At 62.6% G+C, this 19,781-nt stretch carries 18 protein-coding genes; 7 read left to right on the plus strand and 11 right to left on the minus strand.

Annotation, left to right across the window (positions count from 1 at the left end; all coding sequences use genetic code 11):
* Nucleotides 1-65 precede the first annotated feature (65 nt).
* Both FB461_RS09735 and FB461_RS09740 read left to right on the plus strand, forming a co-directional pair.
* Nucleotides 66-461 carry a hypothetical protein gene (locus tag FB461_RS09735; protein WP_142121577.1) on the plus strand — a complete coding sequence of 132 codons (396 nt, stop codon included), beginning with the start codon at nt 66-68 and terminating at the stop codon, nt 459-461.
* Between the two features lie 70 nt (nt 462-531).
* Complete coding sequence (locus tag FB461_RS09740) at nt 532-2,337, plus strand: restriction endonuclease (RefSeq protein ID WP_142121578.1); 1,806 nt, start codon at nt 532-534, stop codon at nt 2,335-2,337.
* A 103-nt stretch (nt 2,338-2,440) separates the two neighbouring features.
* Here the strand turns inward: FB461_RS09740 and FB461_RS09745 are convergent, their stop codons facing one another.
* Together FB461_RS09745 and FB461_RS09750 are read right to left on the minus strand one after the other, a co-directional pair.
* Entirely contained in the window at nt 2,441-4,081 is a 1,641-nt protein-coding gene (locus FB461_RS09745) for a recombinase family protein (protein WP_142121579.1), read from the minus strand.
* Nucleotides 4,082-4,244: 163 nt separating this feature from the next.
* Nucleotides 4,245-4,436 (minus strand): hypothetical protein, encoded by a 192-nt coding sequence (locus FB461_RS09750; RefSeq protein ID WP_142121580.1) that lies wholly within the window; start codon nt 4,434-4,436, stop codon nt 4,245-4,247.
* A gap of 71 nt (nt 4,437-4,507) precedes the next feature.
* Between FB461_RS09750 and FB461_RS12520 the strand changes: the two genes are divergently transcribed.
* The 3 genes from FB461_RS12520 (at nt 4,508) to FB461_RS09765 (ending at nt 7,264) form a co-directional block, all read left to right on the plus strand.
* On the plus strand, nt 4,508-5,197 hold the full coding sequence (locus tag FB461_RS12520) for a hypothetical protein (RefSeq protein WP_170222701.1): 690 nt from the start codon (nt 4,508-4,510) through the stop codon (nt 5,195-5,197).
* Nucleotides 5,198-5,771: 574 nt separating this feature from the next.
* Nucleotides 5,772-6,599: an ATP-grasp domain-containing protein gene (locus FB461_RS12165; protein WP_142121582.1), complete on the plus strand. Its 828-nt coding sequence runs from the start codon at nt 5,772-5,774 to the stop codon at nt 6,597-6,599.
* A complete protein-coding gene (locus tag FB461_RS09765; RefSeq protein WP_142121584.1) occupies nt 6,596-7,264 on the plus strand; it encodes a hypothetical protein in 669 nt (222 codons plus the stop codon). The genes FB461_RS12165 and FB461_RS09765 overlap by 4 nt, the downstream gene beginning before the upstream one ends.
* A 73-nt stretch (nt 7,265-7,337) precedes the next feature.
* Here the strand turns inward: FB461_RS09765 and FB461_RS09770 are convergent, their stop codons facing one another.
* From FB461_RS09770 to FB461_RS09800, 7 genes are all read right to left on the minus strand, one after another.
* Nucleotides 7,338-7,796 (minus strand): HIT family protein, encoded by a 459-nt coding sequence (locus tag FB461_RS09770; protein ID WP_142121586.1) that lies wholly within the window; start codon nt 7,794-7,796, stop codon nt 7,338-7,340.
* Nucleotides 7,793-8,644, minus strand: a complete 852-nt coding sequence (locus FB461_RS09775; protein ID WP_142121588.1) for a macro domain-containing protein — start codon at nt 8,642-8,644, stop codon at nt 7,793-7,795. Before FB461_RS09775 ends, FB461_RS09770 begins: the two co-directional genes overlap by 4 nt.
* Entirely contained in the window at nt 8,645-9,154 is a 510-nt protein-coding gene (locus tag FB461_RS09780) for a TIR domain-containing protein (protein WP_142121590.1), read from the minus strand.
* A gap of 76 nt (nt 9,155-9,230) precedes the next feature.
* On the minus strand, nt 9,231-10,388 hold the full coding sequence (locus FB461_RS09785) for an XRE family transcriptional regulator (protein ID WP_211349891.1): 1,158 nt from the start codon (nt 10,386-10,388) through the stop codon (nt 9,231-9,233).
* Nucleotides 10,375-11,157 carry a hypothetical protein gene (locus tag FB461_RS09790; protein ID WP_142121592.1) on the minus strand — a complete coding sequence of 261 codons (783 nt, stop codon included), beginning with the start codon at nt 11,155-11,157 and terminating at the stop codon, nt 10,375-10,377. The genes FB461_RS09785 and FB461_RS09790 overlap by 14 nt, the downstream gene beginning before the upstream one ends.
* Nucleotides 11,158-11,257: 100 nt before the next feature.
* Nucleotides 11,258-11,554, minus strand: coding sequence for a helix-turn-helix domain-containing protein (locus FB461_RS09795; protein ID WP_211349892.1), 297 nt, complete (start codon nt 11,552-11,554; stop codon nt 11,258-11,260).
* A gap of 349 nt (nt 11,555-11,903) precedes the next feature.
* Nucleotides 11,904-12,206: a hypothetical protein gene (locus FB461_RS09800; RefSeq protein ID WP_170222689.1), complete on the minus strand. Its 303-nt coding sequence runs from the start codon at nt 12,204-12,206 to the stop codon at nt 11,904-11,906.
* Between the two features lie 678 nt (nt 12,207-12,884).
* On the opposite strand from FB461_RS09800, the gene FB461_RS09805 reads away from it, so the two are divergent.
* Both FB461_RS09805 and FB461_RS09810 read left to right on the plus strand, forming a co-directional pair.
* A complete protein-coding gene (locus FB461_RS09805; RefSeq protein WP_142121598.1) occupies nt 12,885-13,088 on the plus strand; it encodes a cold-shock protein in 204 nt (67 codons plus the stop codon).
* A gap of 205 nt (nt 13,089-13,293) precedes the next feature.
* On the plus strand, nt 13,294-14,307 hold the full coding sequence (locus FB461_RS09810) for a fatty acid desaturase family protein (protein WP_142121601.1): 1,014 nt from the start codon (nt 13,294-13,296) through the stop codon (nt 14,305-14,307).
* 103 nt (nt 14,308-14,410) lie between these two features.
* Here FB461_RS09810 and FB461_RS09815 read toward each other — a convergent pair whose 3' ends face one another.
* Both FB461_RS09815 and FB461_RS09820 read right to left on the minus strand, forming a co-directional pair.
* Complete coding sequence (locus FB461_RS09815; protein WP_142121603.1) at nt 14,411-15,871, minus strand: DEAD/DEAH box helicase; 1,461 nt, start codon at nt 15,869-15,871, stop codon at nt 14,411-14,413.
* A 263-nt stretch (nt 15,872-16,134) separates the two neighbouring features.
* The gene (locus FB461_RS09820; RefSeq protein WP_142121605.1) at nt 16,135-19,722 is read right to left on the minus strand and encodes a TM0106 family RecB-like putative nuclease; all 3,588 of its coding nucleotides are present in this window, start codon (nt 19,720-19,722) and stop codon (nt 16,135-16,137) included.
* Between the last annotated feature and the right edge of the window lie 59 nt (nt 19,723-19,781).

The following is a 19,781-nucleotide window of genomic DNA, read 5'->3' on the forward strand; positions in this document are numbered from 1 at the left end:
ACGGCACCAACCTCGCGGTCTCAGCCCCTGATCGCGATGCCCCCCAAGATCAATCGGAGATAGCCATGCACCTCAAGAAGACCCTCATTGCCGCAGTCATCGCCGCACTCGCGTTCACCGGCCTCACAGCCGTGCCAGCTCAAGCAGCAACGACCGGCTACGGCAAGACCGCGACCACGGTTGCGAAGTCCATCAAGTGCAAGAATCTGCGCATTAAGAGGGGCAGTTCAGCCATGACAAAGTCGAGCCTGGTCTGCGACCTCAAAGGCAAGCGCGTCAACGTCATCACGTTCAAGTCCGAGGCTCAACAGATCAAGTGGCTCGATTACGTGCCCGCGGCCTTCCCCTACGGCGGATACGTGGCCGTAGCCCGAGGCGTGGTCATCGTGTCCAAGAACGGAACCAAGTCGGCGGCAAGTGCCGGGGCGAAAGCCCTGAACGGCGCGGTTGTGCCGGTCTGACCCCTTCAAACCAATACTCAGCCAACGAGCGCCCCGACTCCCAACGCCCAGGAAAGGATAGGCACGAACTGTGACAACGCGGCTCGGACTTCCAGAGTGGGACCGCCTTGGGCAGAAGGACTTCGACCGATACGTCGATCTGATTCTACGGACCGAACACCACGACCTTTCCCCATCACAGGCGTACTCGCCCGATGGTCGCGGCGGCGATAGAGGGATTGACTTTATCGCACGAGGACCGCTGGGATTTACCACTATCTACCAGTACAAGTACTTCCACGAGGGCATTTTTCGGGCATCGAAGGAGTCGCGGAAGAGGCAGATTCGAGAGTCTTTTGCGGCTGCGCTCAAGTATTCGCCACAGCGGTGGGTGCTGGTGGTGCCATGTAAGGTCACACTCAACGAACGAGAGTTCATCCAGTCGCTGAACGGTTCCATTGGAACCCCTGAGATTCAGATCATGGACCAAGTAGAACTCAACCACTTGGTCTCCAGCCATCCGAGTATTCTCAAGTCCTTACAGGGCGGTCAACTCAAGGCGACTCTCAGTGAACTCGGGCTGGACGGCGCGATTCCAGACACTACGGAAGGACTAGTGAAACGGATCGCGGCCGTCGAAGAGGTCTTTGCTGTCACCGATCCATACTGGGGCGTGCGAACCAGCAGTTCAGGTTCTGAGAGGTTCATCGAGTGCGTTCCAAAGCGTGAAGACTCATTCGTTGCGAGCCCGATCCAAGCTTCAATCTCGCTAGACGAAAGTGCAGCAACCGACGCCGAGCGAGAGGCTTATCGCTCCGGCTTGGGCCTCGGCAAAAGCGGCACCTTTGAGTTTCCGGCTATCACCCAGAAGTTGAGCGGGCCAGACTTCCTCGACATTGATGGCGAAACAATGGTGAGGGTCGTGCGGGCCAAAGCGCCTCAGCCTCACCTGCAAGCGTCATTGGAGTTCGCACGGATCGACGGCGAAGCCGTGCAGTTTGACGCGCAGATCGAACACTTCGACAGCGGACCCTTTGGAACAACCGTCGAACTAGATTTGTATGGTGCACTCCATCTCACGGTGTCCGTCCCACTTGGCCCAGGTGCAAGCCCAGACATTCGAGCTGAAGTCAACCTCGTTGGACAGTTGATTCGTGACGCAGCACCAGCGCTCAATCTCTTCGAGAAGTTGCTCGACCCCGCAACAAAAATCAGTCTTGTGGTGAACGGGACTCATCTAGTGTCCAATCTCAGCCCGGCCCTCGCCTCAACGATGGACCAGGCAGACTTGAGTACGCTGTTCGAAGCGATTCAATATGCCGAAGACTTAGAGCACATTGAGCGCTCAGTGCACGGCGCCAAACGGATGCCGACCACCTTCACCGGCGAGGATAGGTTGGTCGCGCGAATCGTCCGGCTCCTTCTTGACGGCCAGTGTGTGCTTATGCCCCAATGGTTCCAGTTCAACGGAACATTCACTAGTGATCTCCCTTCGAAGGAGAACAAGGGGATTTGGAAACAACTCAACGGTGGCGCAGGGCTTCGGGTGTCGGGCATCACATCTCAGGTTTCTGTCGGTGGGATTTCCCTGGAACTCGGCCCACTCATGCTCTATTGCCCAGAAACGACCATTGCCAATCACGCACTGCTGGAGCCAAAGATGAGGCGCGGTCAACTAGGCGGCGAACGCCTCCAGCTCAAAGCGTCACCGGACCAGCCTTGGCGCGCGATTCTGTCAGATTCGTTCGCTTCCTATGAGGCAGATGATCGACTCATACCCACCCCTTGGTCGGCGGTGGGAATCCCTGACCATCGCCTAGCTGTCGAACTCAACAACGAACTTGAGGGCAGTGCAGAAGCGCGCGATCAAGGTAGTCGGCGCAGTGCGTCGGACTGACCCCAAGGACTCAGCGCGCGACTTTCATGGACTCAGCTACAAATCGGGCCCGCGTCCATGCAGGTCAGCGAGTTTCGCAAAGATGCCACCCAATAGTCGATGTTCAAACTTGCACGTCCGCAGGTTTGACATCCTCTCCCGCGCGCACGCTGGCGTCGTAGGCCAGCGCTGCCGCGTGGAGGTTCGGGGCGAGTAGCGCATCGAACGGCTCGCCGGGAGCCCTCACAGTGTCGACGTTTTCGATCTCGTAGACGTGGATGCGCTCGAAGAATGCTTGGTTGCAGATGCGTCGGATTGAGTCGTCAATGCTCATGTAGATCGCGTGCATGTCACCGGCCAGGGTGAGGCAGTCTTCGAGGTGCGCCTTGGCCTGGTCGTACTCGATCTGTCCCGCGTCGATCTGTGCATCGAGGAACACGAGCCGCCTGGCGATGCGGTCCTGTTCTTCCTTGAGCAGGTCGAGCGGGACGGCTCCGGCGTGATGCGCGTGGAGCAGGCTGCGTCGTTCGTCGCGGAGCTTGTCGCGCTCGGCGGCAAGGGTGTGCCGTGCGGCTTTGTTCGCAGTGTGGAGGTCATCGAACTGGCGCACGAGCATCTGCCTGAGCGCGGTGACGATGTGCTCGGGTATCTGCACGCGCCGGTAGTAGTCCTCGACCTGCCGTTCGATGGGCTCGATCGGCATGGCCTGACGGACACAGTTCGTGCGCTTGGAGTGCCGCCCGGCGCACATGAAGTACGGGTAGACGATGCCCTTGCCGTTCTTCGCGTGAGTGACCATGAGCCGGGAGCCGCAGTCGCCGCAGTACACGGACCCTTTCAGGTAGTGCTCGTGGGTTTGGGTTTTCTCCCCGGAGACCTGGTGCGCGGTGAGAACGTTCTGAACCCGGTACCAGAGTTCCGCGCTCACGAGCGGTTCGTGGAGCCCGTCGTAGCGTGCGCCACGGAAGATCACGTCGCCCTTGTAGTACGGGTTGGAGAGCATCTGCTGGATCGTGGATAGTCCCGGTGCTTTCGCTGGACGCTTCGGGGTCGGCACGCTCGTGAGGCCACGGTCGATCAGCTCGCTATGCAGCATCGAAGTCGAGTAGTTGCCGGTGGCGTACGCCTCGAACGCCCACCGCACCAGCGCCGCGCGATCCGGGTCAGGGATCACGGTGGGAACGTCGCGTCCGAGCTCGTCACGCTTGTGGACGTTGAGATACCCGATCGGTGCACGGCCGACGGTGCCACCGGAGGAGGCTTTCTGCGTCATGCCTTTGGCGACCTCGTTGGCGAGGTTAGGGGAGTAGAACTCCGCGATCGTGGACATGATGCCGTGCAACAGCATCCCCGACGGAGTCTCATCGATGTTCTCTGTCGCAGACACCAGGATCACGCCGGAGTCTTTGAGCGCGAGGTGGATCGCCACATCGTCGGCGCGGTTACGGGCGAGCCGGTCGACCTTGTGGACGATGCAGTACGCAACCTTGTGGGTCTTGACGTACTCGATCATTCGCATCAGCTCGGGCCTGTCGGCCTTGCGCGCGGACTCACCCGCGTCGATGAACTCCTCCACCACGATCGCGTTCAGATCGCGGGCTTTGCGGAGGTTCGCGTCACGTTGCGCGGGGATGGAGAATCCCTCATCGCGGCCGCCGCGCTCTGCCTGCTCGTTGGTGGAGACGCGCAGATAGGAGACGGCGAGGGTGGTGGTCTCGCCGAATCGGTCGAGGCTGGTTGGTGGTGCCGGTGGCGCCAGAGTCATGAGTCGTGTTTCCTCTCACCGAAGGGGTGGGAGCCAACGCGACGACGAAGCGTCACGCGGTGCGACTCGTAAACGGGAAACACGTCCGCCGGGTATGAACCGGGGTAAGCCACAAGGGCAAAGAGACTGCGCACCCGGCCTAGGAAGACCGTGGCGTCGGGTTCTATTCTACGTGGTCGGGCTCAGAACGCCCAGGATCATCAGCATCCGGCGCGGCATCCTCGGCGGCCTGCGCTCTGCTGATGGTCATGCCGAGGAACACTTGCGCGAGCTTGTGCAGGTCAGACTGGTTGCGCGGCACCGCTTCAACGGCGAAGCGTCGATCCTCACCGCGCCGCCTTTCTCTCCTGCTCATGGCACTTCTCCCGTGCTCAGCACGAGACCTGCGATGAACTGATCCTCGGCACGCCGCGCTTGGACGTCGGCGTGCATGTAGGCGACGAAGTCTTCTTCCCGGTTCGGGATGGTGATGTCCTATACTGGTTCGATGGCTTTTTCGCCGGGCCAGGCGATCTGGCGGGTGGGACGGTCGGTGTTCAGGAGAGTGCCGCAGGCAGCGGTCCAGTCGCGGAGTCGTTCTCGGGCTTCGGTGAACTCGTGGTGCCAGGCGAGGGGTGCGGTGCCTTTGGCTTCGGGGTCGTACGCGCACAGCCAGTGCAGGTGCAGGGCGGACAGTTCCCAGACGAGTTCGGGGTGGCGGTGCCAGAACGGGGGGATGACGGCGACGGGCAGCCCGTAGGTGCGGCGCAGCCAGTGGACCCATTTGTTCAGGGCGAGCCATTCTTCTTCGGCGGCGTCGGCGGTGAGGAGGTTCCAGTTGATCGGGTGCGGGGGTCCGTCTGGTTGATCGTTCTCGGTGATCTCGCCGGTGTCGGGGTCGCGATGCTGCTCGCCGTGCCGTACCTGCTGGCCGCGAGCACCTTCACCACCCTCATCTCAGACGGAGGCCCCGGCTGGCTCAACCTGCTCGTCCTCCCGTGCTTGTGGAACATGATGAAGTTCATCGTCATAGGGCCGGTCAGCATGATCCTGCTGGGCCGCGCACATCTGCGGGAAGAAATATCCGCCCGCGCCGAACGAAGAACAAAGACCGGGTCGGCCGAGCTAATGGCCTGACCGGCCCGACTCACTTCGTGTCGCAGACGTCACTGTGATCCAGGAGAACTCCCACATCTTCACTGCAGCGTTGTCGACCTCCGACGGTAAGATTCAAGAGTTCCCTGTCGTATCCACCATTGGAGCCCTATGAACACATCCACGTCGTTGTTCGGTCTGCTTGCCGTGGACATGCAGCGCAACGAGCCCGAACCCAGGCCCCGTCCACAGCCGTCAACACTCACGCACACAATCGAGACATCTGATCACGGGTACGGGTTTTCCCCGATAGTGATCTCTCGGATGGAGCACTAATGCAGACAAGAGAATCCTCCACGTCCTTGTTTGCCGAGCTAGCAAGCTACCCGCAGAGCGTTGTCGATGGTGTCCGTGGGACATCGACGATCACAGAGACGATTGAATCGTCAGATACCGATGAGGCAGTTACGCAACTCCTCCTGAATTGCGTCGGGCCTCGTTGAACTCCAGAGCTCCCATCCTCATCGGAGAACGTGACGATCCTCACATCACTGCTGTCGAGAATTCCCTCATAAGACGCGGATATCGCCCACTGATCTTCGATCTTGAGTCAGTCATGAGCGGCGGTCTTTCAATAAGCGATGAACATTATGCCGTGAAAGTTGATGGTGCCTGGAACGACCTCACCGATGGGCGATCTGGGTGGTTACGACGTCTTCACCGGGCAGACTGGGGCCTTGGCATCGAAGCAGGCTCGCTGAGAGCTTTGGAGCTTGGCACTTGGCATTCGGCGTACTCATGGCTTCTGGATGACTCGAAGGTCAGTTGGATAACAGGCCCTGCGGTGCTGCGTCGAGCTGAATCGAAGCTCTGGCAATGGAAGGCCGCAGTCAGACTCGGTATTCCATACCCGAGAACCCTCGTAACGACGAGTAGCGACGCAGTCGCAACTTCCTTCTCGAACGAGGTGATCGTTAAGCCTGTCGGTACGGGCCAGTTCATCCAGGACGGTGAAACAATGACGGTCTACGCCGAGCCCATGATGCCTGCAGATACTCGCTTTAGCGCACTGAACGCAGCGCCGTTCATTGTCCAGGAACGGATACCGGCCGCTAAGCATCTTCGCGTTGTCACCGTCGGCGATCGTAGCTGGGCGGCAACGCTAGATGTTGACTCAACTGCTCCCGCTGATTGGCGGCGACGATCATGCAATCATTCTGCATTCACAGAAGCCCATGACGGGAGCTCAACAGCGCCCACAGGGGCACTGACAATTGCGGCTGATCTCGGACTTGGATACTCGAGCCAAGACTGGGTCCAAACGCCTGATGGCGAGGTGTTCCTTCTCGACGTGAACCCGTCGGGCCAGTGGCTCTTTCTTCCGGAGCGAATGGGTAAAGCGGTCACTGACGCCCTCGCAGATCTACTCGTGGCGGCCACATGAGTAAGCAGACTTTTCGCGACAAGGCAAGACTTGCATTCGCTGAAGTTCGCATGGTTGCTAGTACGGCGCTGGGTCTCTTCGCTGGCAGGAAAGTGTGGATGCCGAAAGAAGCGACACCTGAAACAAGGTGGATAGACCAGTGCCCCAAACGGAACCTTGACTTAGCACGTTCGTCCTATGACGAGCGATTGAAAAGCGAATCGGCGGGCATCGAGGCGGTTCGACGTCGCGCAGAATTTGCACTCACAGCAATCATTGCGGCCATCGGACTGAGCACTGCCGCCTTCGAGCGACTCTGGGCCGTTGCCACCAGCTCCACCAGCTTGCTCGTAATCTGGTCGCTTGGAGTTCTCATTGTCGTCGTGGCAGTTCTGGTTTTTGCCGGTGTTGCGGTATCGAACAAAGTCCTTGGAGTGGTTCAGGTAGAAGAGTTCGTCCACCTTCATGATGCCCGCCGAGAAGAGCTTCGTCAGTATGTTCTGGCGGTGCATACGACATCGAGGACCCGCCGCGCGATGGTCACGGTCTTCCGTGACGGCTTCTTAATCGCGCTAGTCGGACTAACGCTGCTCGCAATCGCTCACACTGTATCTTGGGCGGTTCCCCTGGACGATGCTCCAGCTCCTGTGAATGTCAACATCATCAGCCCTTCGCCCACGCCATAGCTTCGAACGGCGACACGAGACACTGCATTGCCAGACATCAGGAGAATGACACTTCCCTAGTGATTTCGTCCGGTCAGCGTGGCGTCGACGATGCCGGCCAGTGGGCTCGAACTTGCTTGGCAATGAGTTCTGTCTCGGCGAGCGGGAGCTCTTCCACGGGACCCCATTCGGTGCCGCCAGAGTCTAGAGTTCCTGCGACATGGAAGTGAACGTGCCTGATCGACTGGCTTGCAGTCTCACCGTTGTTCTGCCAAACGGAGATGCCTGGACGCTGGTAAGCGGCGTCAATAGCCTTCGCTGCGTTCCTTACCTCGACCATCAGCGCCGCACACTCATCATCTGTCAAGTCGAGAATGGTCTCTCTGTGCCTGGTAGGGATGACGAGAAGGTGAGGTTTCCCTCGCTGTTCCTGCGTGACCATAACCGCTGTCAACGTGTTCTTGGTCACAAAGGTGAACGGTCGACTTCCTTCAAGGTAAGCGCAGAACGCGCACGCCTGCGCGTCTGGAAGCCGAATAGCTGACTCACTCACGACGGCCTCATCGATGACAAGAAGGCTTGGAGCTCGAGCCTGTCCAGGCGATCGAACTCTCTCGGATGCACCAATATTCGTAGTTGATCGCAGACCTTCTTCGTACGTGAGGCGAACATGAAGGACATCACAATGAAGCGGATCGAGTCCTGCGCCGGCATGACCTGAGATAGCCGGGACTGTCCTCCGCCGATGACCGGGATGGCTACTGCGGTTCCGTTGGCCGTCCGAGAGACCTCCTCCCACAATGTTGCGAGGCTCCGCCAGATCCCGTCCGGCGTGCTCTGTGCCTCGTTGTCTTCGTTCATCTCGCTGTACGCCAGGAAGTAGAGACGATGAGCACCGTTGCGAAGCGTTGCGACGGTGCCCACGCCGTACTTCTCCATCTTCCCCGACTTCTGAATCGTCGCTTCGACCGCCTTACCTTGTAGCGCCGCGACGAGCTCGCGGTCCAGTTGAACCGTATCGCCACCGTACAGGCGTTCGAGTGCCTGACCTTGAACACTGCCCTTCGCGATGATGTTGGGGACCGCAGTATCGAATGTGTCGCAGGTGCCGACCACGATGTTGCACTCTTGCCCGAACAGGTCACCCTTCACAATCTCAATCGCCGTGTTGGGTGAGTTGTACTCCTGCTTGATGGGGCGCGGCCAAGCACGAATGAGCCCGTATGCGATCGAGATGACGGCGATGGTGATGGCGAGCGGCCACCCCTGGATCGGAATACTCCCGAAGATGAAGTTGGTAAGTTCAAGAAGGACCGCAAGAACTCCAACGGACGAGAAGGTCTGAATAAGAAACCAGCGCCAGAAGCGCCAGGTGCGCAGGTCGTGTGCGAGGTCGCTCATCTATAGTCCGAGCGTCGCATAGGTCTCAGACGAGTACTGGTGAGGTCCCGACTTGCTGCTAGCTGCGAACTGGGGAGCGTAGTTGTCGAGTGCGTGCTTGATGATCTTCGGTTGGAACGAGACAGAAACCGTGTAGTAGTCCGCGTTCAACAGCGGTGCGGGTATGAAGTTCCTGTCGACTGTGCGATCGCCGTCGAGGTTCGCGACGACCACCGGCAGGTTGAACTCCAGCATGACCTTGACCTCGTGGGCAAGGAACGATGCACCGTCGCCACCCTTTTTCTTCCCGCTGCTACTGCCGAGAAGCACGACCTGCTTAGCGTTCTTCATCCGCTCGCGCAGGTTTCGCTTGATCGTCTCTGGCTTGCTCGTGTCCCGCGAGATATAGAGGTCGTGTGCGTCGTAGAAGTCGAAGTCGATGTTGGCGTTTTCTCTCCAAGCTTCCATCAGACGGTACTTGCCGATGTCCTCGCTGGCGAACGCAACGTAGGTCTTGTTTCGATAACTCATTGTTTCCTCTTCGGTGCTGTGGGCGGGGTGGGCCTGACCCTGTCAGGCGTCAATGGATGGTTGGGCGGGAATAGCTTCATCGAACGAGTCGCAAGGTTGGTCGCTCGTCCGCGTCGCCGAGCATGCGGCGCACCTGGGCTGGCTTCCAAGCGAGTTCCTGAGCCAACGAGGTAGTCGTGACGCCGTTCGCCTCAGCCAGTTCGACAGCCCGTCGAAGGAGCGAAGGAACTTCGCCGGGGAACTGGTATACGGGCTGGGTTGCGATCACACCCTGCTCCGACAGCTGGTTCAGGCGAATGTAAGCGCGGCGGGCGGTGGCGTCGGACAGCAGGCCGACCTCTCTACATCTGTAGATCAGAGACTTGATTGATAGCCCCCACTGTTCACTTATCTGGTTCAACTTGCGGAAGTCGATCCGTCGAGGAAGAAGGTCGTGGATGACCAAGCTGGGGGTTAGGAACTCTGCGGCGAAACGGTCCGCCTCTCGCTCCAACGCAGGGTCACCACCGGCGAGCTCGCCGTGCATTACTAGATGTCCAAGCTCATGTGCCGCGGTAAAGCGGTGCCGGTAGATGTCGTTCGCGCGGTCGGGCGACAGGACGATGATTGGCCGCGACAGCGACAGTGTGGAGAAGGCGTCAATGCGGGCAACTTCGTCCTCAGCGAAGGGCACCAGAACTACGACGATGCCCTGGTTCTCGATGGTGCGCACGAGATGGGGGATCGGCTCTGTGCCTAGACCCCATGCCTTGCGCAGCGCCCGTGCTGCAGCAATCGGGTCGTTGGGGAATGCGCCAGGTTCAATCTCGCCCCCGACGAAACCGGGAAGGTTCACGGGAGGTAGGCGAACGTGCTTCTCGACCGCATGCACCAGTTCCCACAGTTGTTCGGTGTAGGAAACCGCTTTGGCTCGTTGCTTCGCTGTTGTAGAGCGAAGGCTTCGGAAGAATGCATCCGCGGTTTCCAGTCGAGCAAGCGGTCGGCCCGCTGCGAAGAACTCGCGAGGGACATCAAGCTCCCGAGCCAGGAGCGAGATTAGTTCTGCGCGGGGCGGGGTGGCGCCGAATTCGTACTGTCCGATCGCAGCGGCCGAGACACCCAGCGGTTCTGCGAGGCTCTGCTTCGTGCGCAAAGCAAGTTGCCGAGCTTGTCGCAAGCGGTCACCGTCGAAGGTCTTGGCGATGTCTTGATCGCTAAGGGGCGCGGACGGCTTGCCCGAATCACGGGAGATCATCTGTCATGCCTTCAGTTCCTGTCTCGGCCGGCGCCCCGGTGTCGACGTCGGTGCTCGGCAGTTCGCCAGGTGCGCGCAACGTCAGGTCATTCTCGGGAAGCGGCGCGTCATCGAATCGGGTAGCGGAAGGCTCGCCGAGACCGATCAGGGCAACTCCTTCACCATCGAGCAGGAGCAGCGGCAGTTCCTCGCGATAGTGCCAGGTCACAAGCCCGGAGGAATCAAGGGTCGCCTCGCCGACATAGACGTGCTGAAGCCCGCCACGAGCGGAGACGTCGTAGGCCACAAGCGAGACCCGCGTGGCCGAACCGAAGGAGCCGTCCTTCACAGCAGCATCGAGGTCGCCCTCCAAGCCGAAGTCGAACTCCAATTGTTCCTGCATAGTGCGACCAGCTCCGTCTTCGAGTGAGAGCACCCGACGACGGAAGTCAGAGTGTCCCAGTTTGATCCGATCAGCCCCCGACGAGCCGCGTCCGCACTTGGCCGGAAAGACCAGGGTGCCCGCGAAGACGACCAGGTCGTAGCGGCTGCCTGTCGGCCGGATAACCTCGCGCCCTGGCAGGAACGCCAAGTGCGCCGCCACCTCCTCGGGCAAGATCACCCAGAACGACCCGTACGCTTCGTTCGAGGTGAGCTGACTTCCCGCCTTGGCGTCGAGCGAACGCTCGTGAGCTGCGCGACCTGCCTTCGCAAGCGCGAGCATCACGCTCTGGCTGTACTCCCCGAAGTGATCGGTGAACCACGGAGAGGGCTCGGGCAGCTCGTTCATCGACTTTCCTAACGCTAGGTGATAGCTCCAGCCTAGCAGTCAAGCTTTAGAAGCATGCATAGAACGCTCAATAGCGCTTTCGGCGTGTCGCGTCGATGATCTACTCCTTCGAGCTGACTGGCCTTCTTCCTCGGGGCCGTGGACCGCCACCCTCGGCGACTACGGCGTTCCGTACCGTCTTGGGATCAACGGCAAGCCGGTCGGCGACCTCCTGCAGCGTCAACCCGTCGGAGTAGAGGGCGACCGCGCGGGCGCGGCGTTCGTCGCTCAGCCCAGGAGTCCTGAGCGACGCGCCCGCCCGGAGCGCGTACGTCGGGATCGTGCCGCGATGGACGCCGTACTTCGCGGCGATCGCGCGAACCGGCATCCCCGAGTCGTAGTCCGCGACCAGCTCCACCCGCCGCTCAAGGTCCAATCTTGTTTGAGACGTCGCCGGATTCTTCGCCACTGGACCCCGCGTATCGCGCCTCTCCGAGGCCCGATCGCGTGGTCCACGCCCCTCGTAGCCCCTGAGAACACGGCGAATCAGGGCTTTTAGCGCCGGGCGCTTGTTTGAGAATCGCTTGGGAAGGTCCACTTGTTTGACCACGGCGATCCCTTTTCCGGGTATCTTCGCTTCGTCGTTTTCAGATCTCGTGAACCGACTAGAGACAATTCAGCATTCGCTCGCGACCCGCCACATGACAGACTCCGCAAGCTCGGTCGCCACCGGCCGTAGAGCCGCGTGAAGTCCGATCCCGCAACGCTCACATCCGGTCCACGCCGGCGTCTGCGCAATTCAACCGACCGATCAGCCGATTCACCACCTCCGTTCCCACGATCGCAGTCAACGATGTATCGAATGAGCGCTGCCAGATCGCATCAACGTGAGCGATGCTGATAGCGCCGTCATTGAGGAGATGCCGGGCAATCGCGCCTGCTTCACGCGCGCATTCGTCCACTGGCGGACCCGCCAGATCTTCGGGTCCCAGTCCATGCCCGCTAAACGCGCTCAGAATGTCTAGTACCCGATCGAAGTTCCCCAGTTCGCTCTGAACACCTTCACCCATGCACCCATGCACCCATGCACCCATGCACCCATGCACCCATGCACCCATGCACCCATGCACCCATGCACCCATGCACCCATGCACCCATGCACCCATGCACCCAGATTATCGTCTGGGGCGATAGCACTCGTCGCCTACCAACGGTGGAATGATGCCGCTGCACCACGTATCGGCTCCTTCGCGTGGGGATGACAACGCCGCAGTATGCCCGGCAAAAAGCAGCCCAAGTCCCAGCAAAGCGTCCCTACCGATTGTGTTACGGGCAATACCCGCGTACAGTTACGAACACGTCCCTGTTGCATCACTAAACTGTGGACGTCTTCAAGACACGAGTTTGCTTTAAGGTTCACGCCGGCACGTCAGTTTTGAATGACTGCGCAACTCGAAGCTGTCAGCAAGCCGCTCGATTCACAAGGACGTTCTACGTCTCACCCGTCCCGGAACGTAAGAACCGCGACGAACCGCGAGCGCCACGGGCCTCGCACCCTACCGGCCTCAGACAGTCAGCACTCACGAACCGAGTGCCTTGCACCCACGTCCACGAGATCCCTCCCGCGCCTTTCCCATGATCGGCGTGAGGGCCGCAGACTGACAGAGCCACCCCAAAATCCCTCCGCGAAGAAAACGCTGTCGCGGAAATCGATCGCAAACCGCGATCAGCAACACGAAGGAATGAACATGATTACTGGCACCGTGAAGTGGTTCAACGCCGACAAGGGCTTCGGATTCATCGCACCTGATGACGGCTCGGCCGACGTTTTCGCCCACTACAGCGCCATCCTCGGCCAGGGCCACCGCAACCTCGAAGAGAACCAGCGCGTTGAGTTCGAGACCACGCAGGGACCCAAGGGCCTCCAGGCCTCCAACATCCAGGCCATCTGAGTTCTGGATTCTCTGTTCACGTCGGGGCGAGGACGCGCGAGCGTTCCTCGCCCCGACGTGCATCATCAGCCGGATCTCTTGTCCCTCTTGAAAGGCGACGGCCATCACCAACCTGACCGCACCATCAATCGAGCCGACCATTCCAGCATCGACCGGTCAGGTTTACGTCGATTCCACATCCTTCCCGCAGCACGCGCGCGCCTACATGATGATCGCCGCGACCGTGCGCGATGCCGGCCTCACTCGGCGCGCCCCGTGGTTCTACATCGCAGTAGCAGCGGGCATCGCCATAGCCTTCGCGGGCTGCATAGCCGGATTCGCCCTGCTGGGCCACTCCTGGCTTCAACTACTCATAGCCGCGGCGCTCGGCGTCTGCTTCACGCAGACAGCTTTCCTCGCCCATGAGGCGGCGCACCGGCAGATACTCAACGCTGGCCCCCGCAACGACAAACTTGCACGAGTTCTCGCCTCTATTGTCGGCGTCAGCTACTCGTGGTGGGATTCGAAGCACTCGCGCCACCACGGCAACCCCAACAAGGTCGGGAAAGATCCCGATATCGCCTCTGACACCATCCGGTTCACCGAGGCAGACGCCGCGAACGCGCGAGGATTCGTGCGCTTCATCGTGCAGCGTCAGGGCTGGCTCTTCTTCCCGCTCCTCACGCTTGAGGGCCTCAACCTGCACGTGCAGGGCCTCAAGCATCTGCTCGTGGAACCCAATGTGAAGGGCCGTTGGAGCGAGTTGGCCATGATCGCCGCGCGGTTCATCCTGGTCCTGGGACCGATCTTCTGGTTCCTGCCCCTAGGGCTCGCGTTCGCTTTCCTGGGCGTCCAACTCGCCGTGTTCGGCGTCTACATGGGCGCAAGCTTTGCTCCCAACCACAAGGGCATGCCCATCATCGCGCCGACGGCCAAACTCGAGTTCTTCTCGAAGCAGGTGCGCACGTCCCGCAACATTAGCGGTGGCTGGTGGGCCACCTGGCTCCTCGGGGGTCTCAACTACCAGGTCGAGCATCACCTGTTCCCCAGCATGGCGCGCCCGCACCTGGCCAAGACCCGCGTGATCGTGCGCGAGTTCTGCCAGGCCAACAACGTTCCCTACACCGAGACGACGCTGTGGCGTTCCTACGGCATAGTCATCCGCTACCTCAACCGAGTCGGCCTCGCCGCGCGCGATCCGTTCGATTGCCCGGTGTCCGCGCAGTTCGGGCGCCGCTGAGCCTGCCACCCGCGCGGGATTCGAGCAGACGAAACGTTCGAGCAGAGACAACTGAGGCCGTGTCGCACATTGTGCGACGCGGCCTCAGTTGATACCAGAACGCTTAGCGTGAGCGAGCAGCGTTCGGACGAGCCCCTCGTCCACGCGACCCACCGGAGCGAGCAGGGGCTCCGCCCCGTCGCTGGTCCGAGCCTCCGGCGCGCTGGTCGAGCCGCTCGGAACCGCCCGCGCCACCGCGACGCTGGCCACGGCCACCGGAACCACCAGCAGCACCACGACCAGCCACGCCACCACGGCTACCACCGCGTCCGCCGCCGGTTGAACCGGGCTTCCGGGCAGCCGGCACAGCCGCGCTGGGCGCGGTCGGCGCCACATACGCGGCACGCTCTCCGACGAGGTCGGTGACGACGCGGTCGCCCGGCGCGACGGCCACCGGCTTGGCGGAAATCTTGGCGGCGCGCGTCAGTGAGCGGACATCGTCCCGCTGCTCTGGGAGCACCAGCGTCACGACGGAACCGCCGTGCCCGGCGCGAGCCGTGCGCCCGGAGCGGTGCAGGTACGCCTTATGCTCGGCGGGCGGATCGACGTGCACGACGAGGTCGACCTCGTCCACATGGATTCCGCGCGCGGCGATGTCCGTCGCGACGAGTACCTTGGTCGTCCCCGACGAGAACGCCTCAAGGTTCCGCTCGCGCGCATTCTGGCTGAGGTTGCCGTGCAGGTCCACCGCGGGGATTCCCGCCGCCGTCAGCTGCTTGGCGAGCTTCTTCGCCTGGTGCTTCGTCCGCGTGAACAGTACTCGGCGGTTCACACCGGAGGCGAGCTCCTGGACGAGTTCCTTCTTCTCGGCCGCGTCGCGAACGGTGAAGATGTGGTGCTCCATCGCGGTCACGGGCGACTCCGCACTGTCGACGGAGTGCGTGACGGGATTGTGCAGGTAGCGCTTCACGAGTTGGTCCACCCCGTTGTCGAGCGTGGCGGAGAACAGCATCCGCTGCCCACGCCGCGGAGTCCGGTCCATGATGCGCTTGACGCCCGGGAGGAAGCCGAGGTCGGCCATGTGATCGGCCTCGTCGAGGACGGTGATCTCGATGCCGTCGAGCGTGAGTGCGCGCTGGCCGAGCAGATCTTCGAGCCGGCCGGGGCAGGCGATGACGATGTCGACACCCGCGCGCAGGGCGGATACCTGCCGGCTCTGGGCGACGCCACCGAAGATCGTGGTCGTGTTCAAGCCGACCGCCTTAGCCAACGGCTCGATGGTCGCGTTGATCTGGTTCGCCAGCTCGCGAGTCGGGCACAGGACGAGGGCGCGAGGGCGGCTCGAACGACGGCCAGCGGCGCCTGCACCGGAGCGCAGAGCCACGCCCTCGATCAGGCGCGTGACGATGGGCAGCGAGAACGCGAGCGTCTTACCGGAGCCGGTGCGACCCCGCCCCAGGACGTCCTTGCCAGCGAGGGTGTCGGGAAGTGACGCCTGCTGAATGGGGAACGGGCTGGTCAGCCCTTGCCGCGTCAGTTCGCGAAGAACTTCAGCGGGCAGCGAGAAATCAGAGAATGTAAGCACGTGTGTATACCTTTCGGGCACTTCAACGATTGCCGCGATCGAGCGCGCATCGTGAGTGCAGAGACGTAGGTCGGGGTTCACCGCGTGAGATGGCCTAACGAAATGGCCTGGCTTTCACCGGAACTCCACGACGACTGGCATGGCGCGAGAGCGCGTCCAGGCCTTCATCCTCTCACACTCGCATGGAAAGACGGCCTCCTGTGTCGCATGTCACGGCCGGCCGGTCTCGGTCGTCGTCGCATGCGCAGTCTCGCTTGCCCTGCTTAGCGAGCCCGCCCGACGCCCGGCGGCGCACCGGTCCAGGCCCGTTCGCCGCCCGCGACCAGCCGCAGGAAATCGCTAAGTTCACTGAGACCTGCGGGCGAGGCCGGCACGTGATCGAGCAGGTGCGGGGAGTAAAGCAGGAAACTCGACCACTTCGCGCGGGAGATGGCGACGTTCAGCCGATTCCTCATCAGCAGGAAGGACATCCCGCGTGGCACATCCTGCGGGGCGGACGCGGCCATCGACACGATTGAGATCACCGCCTCACGACCCTGGAACCGATCGACCGTGCCGACTGCCACATCGCCCAATCCGGCGCGGGACAACTCGTCCTCTATCCGCCCGGCCTGCGCGTTGTAGGGGGTGACCACGATGAAGTCGCCGGCCGCGAGCGGCCGATCTTCGCCCGCGTCGGGCTGTATCCAGCGCTTGCCGAGCAGGCTTTGGACGATTTCCACGACGCGACGCGCCTCCTCTATCGATTCGGTGGCACGACCCGAATGGGCGACCTCGACGGCGTGCAGGCCGGGGGCGATCAGCGCATCTTCACCCTGCGGATCGCCGGGACCCTCGTCACCGGCCAGGCTGCGCTCGGTGACGGCATCGGCCGATTCCAACCGGCCGCCATAGTAGAGCCGGGAAACCTCGCGGGTGAGTTCCGGTGACATGCGCCAACTGCGCTCCAGGAAGTAGCCGAACTCGTCCGGGAGCACGTCACGTCCGGCGCACAGATGCCCCAGCGCGGAGATACCGACGGGCATGGGGTGGCTGCCCTGTGTCACCTGCGGCAGTTGCTGCGGGTCCCCGAGCAGCAGCAGATTGCGCGCGGAGGCGGCCGCTGCGATGGTGGCGGGCAGCGCGAACTGCCCGGCCTCATCGATCACGAGCAGGTCGAGAGCTCGGCGCCCGACACGGTTCTCGTTGGCGAAGTCCCAGGCGGTTCCGCCGAGGACGAGCCCTCCGAGCCCCCTGACGAACCCGCCTACCTTGTCGACGTCCAGCCACGTCCAGGTGGCCTCGCCCACCGACTTCCGTCCCCGCTTCTTGGCAACCCGCTCTGGCGGGACACCGGCCGCGACGACCCCGCGCAGCAAGTTCTCCACCGCAGCGTGCGACTGGGCTACGACACCCACGCGCCATCCAAGGTGACGCACCAGATTCCCGATCACGCGCGCGCCGACGTACGTCTTCCCAGTGCCGGGCGGTCCCTGCACGGCGATGTAGGAATCGTCGAGCCGCCCGACACTGGCCGTGATAGCCGATATCAGGTCGGGCGCACCGTGGTCCCCCACCCGGACCAGCGGCGATAGCTCGATGCCCGGATGAGCGGCGGAGGCATCGTCCACTTCCGCTGTCCTCAGGCGCGGACGAGCCCGCCGCACCAGGTCACTCGCCGCGTCGGCGGGCCATGCCGGGATCGCACCGCATACTCGGCTCGCCCACTCAGCGATGGCGCCGGGCATGCGGCCGGTCGGCAAGGGCGGCGGCGGAGTAAGCGCTACGGGCAGGACGTCGCGCCCGGTCGCGGGATCAGACCGTTCTCGTAGCAGTACTACTCCTCGGTCGATGTCCACCTCGATCACCTCGGAGCGGCGATGCGAGGGCCGGTAGCCGCTTCGGGTCCGATCGGCGTCCACCGGGTCGTCGAAGTCGTACAGTACCCACGGCTTGTCCCCCACTCGCAGGGTCGAGCCGGCACCGAACTCTCCGAGCAATCGCAGTAGCCGGTCGCCTCGATGCGCGTCCACACCCCTGCCCGAGCGTTCGAGTATCTCGGACTGCCAGCGGTCAACGACGAAGACGTCGCGCGTCCCCGCCCACTCGGGAATCGGTGCCTGCAACCGCTCATAGTGGGCCCACCAGTAGCTCTTCGTCTCGCGCGGATAGAAGTCGACGGCCGCCGCGGCCAGCCCCCAGCCGATCTCGTCGGCCGTCGCCGAATCGTCCATCGGCTCCGCCCCGAATCGCCGCAAATAGCGGGCCACTCCCGATTCACCGATGTCGAAGCCCGCTGTGGATGGCCCCAGCGGCGCGGTGGTCTGGGCTCCCGGCCGGACGTCCCATTTCGCGCCCAGCTCGATCAGTCGCTCGCGGAGTCCCGCAACCGCCGACGCGGCACCGAGCCCGAGCGATTCCACCACCGTCCAACTCTCGGCCGCCTCTGACAGCAGGTCGAGGTCTGTTTGGCGCCGATACTCCCAGAAGGCAGGTAACATCGCGCGGCCGTCCCCCCGGTCCCATTCGACTCCGAGCGCAGGGGCCACAGATTCCAGATCATACGATTCCACCCCGATGCGCATGGCCCGGCGCACTACCGGATACAGGTCAACAAAGACACCATCGCGCAGCAGACCGTCCAGCTCGACCTCGCACGAGCCGTGCCGCGCCGCCATCGACAGCAGCGCCCGGCGATCCTGCACCCCGAAGTGGTACACATGCATCAGCGGATCGGCCGACCGCCGCCGGGCGATGATCTCCATGAGCGATTCGAGCCCTGCACGCTCCTCACGCGCATTCGCGGCCCAGATGGGCTTGGCGTGACCAGCCGGTTCCGCCAGGCCAACCAGGTAGGTCAGCCCCCATGAGGTCTCATCCTGCTCGCGACCAGGCTCGGCGTGTAGCGGATCGACGGCGACGGAGATGAACAAATCTCGCGGACTTCGTCGGTGTAGGGCAGCGATCGCGGCCGGCTCCACGACGTCGACCGCCGGCGCCGCCTCCGCGTACGTGCGCAATTGGACGCGCGCCTGCTCCCTGAGCCCGTCGGCCTCCGCATACGAAATTCCCTCGATCGCGCCCCGGGAGGAGGCCAGCTGAGGGATCGTCTCGATTCCCGCCATCCTGAGCGCCGCGCGCTGCCGCGGCCTGACGCCCGCCACCAGGAACACGTCGGCCCGCTCTTTAACCTCGCTCGCGCACCATTCGCATTGGCCGCACGCCGTGACCGTCGGATCACCCCACTCGACCGCATCGTCGCTGGTCAAACGCAAATCGACGAGGCGCGCCAGCCGCGAGCGCCGCCGACGATAGACGGGTTGCAGGTCGCGCAACCGGTGGACGGACTGGGCTCCCTGACCTAGGACGAGCCGCGCCTTCGGCGCCACCGGCACGCCCTGCGCGGTGAGCATGTCCGCGTACGCACTCACCTGGAGCAGTGCGGACACCTTGGCGGAGCGCGCCAGTTTGGCATCCTGCACCTCGTAGGAGCCATCGGCCTGGCGCACCAGGAAGTCTGGATAACCCACCATGCCGTTCGCTCGCACGGCGGGCTGCGCCACTACGTCGGCACCCGCATCGAGCGCTGCCATCGAGTCCGCGATGACGGCGTCGATCTCTGCCGGATCGATCGATCGCGGGCGCGGGATCTCGACCACGTCGAAACCGCGTTGGCGAAAGTCCGCGAGCACTCGGGCCTCGTGGCTACGCCCCAGCGCCGCCGCGCGCTCCAGTACCTGGTCGGGTTCGCGTTGCGGCCACGCGATCCGGTCCAGCAGAGCGTCCAGGGATCGCGCCACGCCGAACTCGCACGCCGCGGCGGACACCAGATCGGACGGACTCAGCACGACGTCGCCCTCGATCAGATACATGCGCCGAGCCTAATCGGAGAGTCGGACACGATCGTGTCACGCGGACGGTTTCCGCGGGC

The organism is Rarobacter faecitabidus, assembly GCF_006716265.1.
In the GTDB taxonomy this organism is placed as follows: Bacteria; Actinomycetota; Actinomycetes; order Actinomycetales; family Cellulomonadaceae; genus Rarobacter; species Rarobacter faecitabidus.

Bases quoted from the DNA above. Each gene is read 5' to 3' on its own strand.
- FB461_RS09735 (WP_142121577.1), top strand. From the start codon at position 66: ATGCACCTCAAGAAGACCCTCATTGCCGCAGTCATCGCCGCACTCGCG.
- FB461_RS09800 (WP_170222689.1), bottom strand. From the start codon at position 12,206: ATGGGTGAAGGTGTTCAGAGCGAACTGGGGAACTTCGATCGGGTACTA.
- FB461_RS09790 (WP_142121592.1), bottom strand. From the start codon at position 11,157: ATGAACGAGCTGCCCGAGCCCTCTCCGTGGTTCACCGATCACTTCGGG.
- FB461_RS09750 (WP_142121580.1), bottom strand. From the start codon at position 4,436: ATGAGCAGGAGAGAAAGGCGGCGCGGTGAGGATCGACGCTTCGCCGTT.
- FB461_RS09745 (WP_142121579.1), bottom strand. From the start codon at position 4,081: ATGACTCTGGCGCCACCGGCACCACCAACCAGCCTCGACCGATTCGGC.
- FB461_RS09820 (WP_142121605.1), bottom strand. From the start codon at position 19,722: ATGTATCTGATCGAGGGCGACGTCGTGCTGAGTCCGTCCGATCTGGTG.
- FB461_RS09785 (WP_211349891.1), bottom strand. From the start codon at position 10,388: ATGATCTCCCGTGATTCGGGCAAGCCGTCCGCGCCCCTTAGCGATCAA.
- FB461_RS09775 (WP_142121588.1), bottom strand. From the start codon at position 8,644: ATGAGCGACCTCGCACACGACCTGCGCACCTGGCGCTTCTGGCGCTGG.
- FB461_RS09805 (WP_142121598.1), top strand. From the start codon at position 12,885: ATGATTACTGGCACCGTGAAGTGGTTCAACGCCGACAAGGGCTTCGGA.
- FB461_RS12165 (WP_142121582.1), top strand. From the start codon at position 5,772: ATGAGCGGCGGTCTTTCAATAAGCGATGAACATTATGCCGTGAAAGTT.
- FB461_RS09810 (WP_142121601.1), top strand. From the start codon at position 13,294: ATGATGATCGCCGCGACCGTGCGCGATGCCGGCCTCACTCGGCGCGCC.
- FB461_RS09765 (WP_142121584.1), top strand. From the start codon at position 6,596: ATGAGTAAGCAGACTTTTCGCGACAAGGCAAGACTTGCATTCGCTGAA.
- FB461_RS09780 (WP_142121590.1), bottom strand. From the start codon at position 9,154: ATGAGTTATCGAAACAAGACCTACGTTGCGTTCGCCAGCGAGGACATC.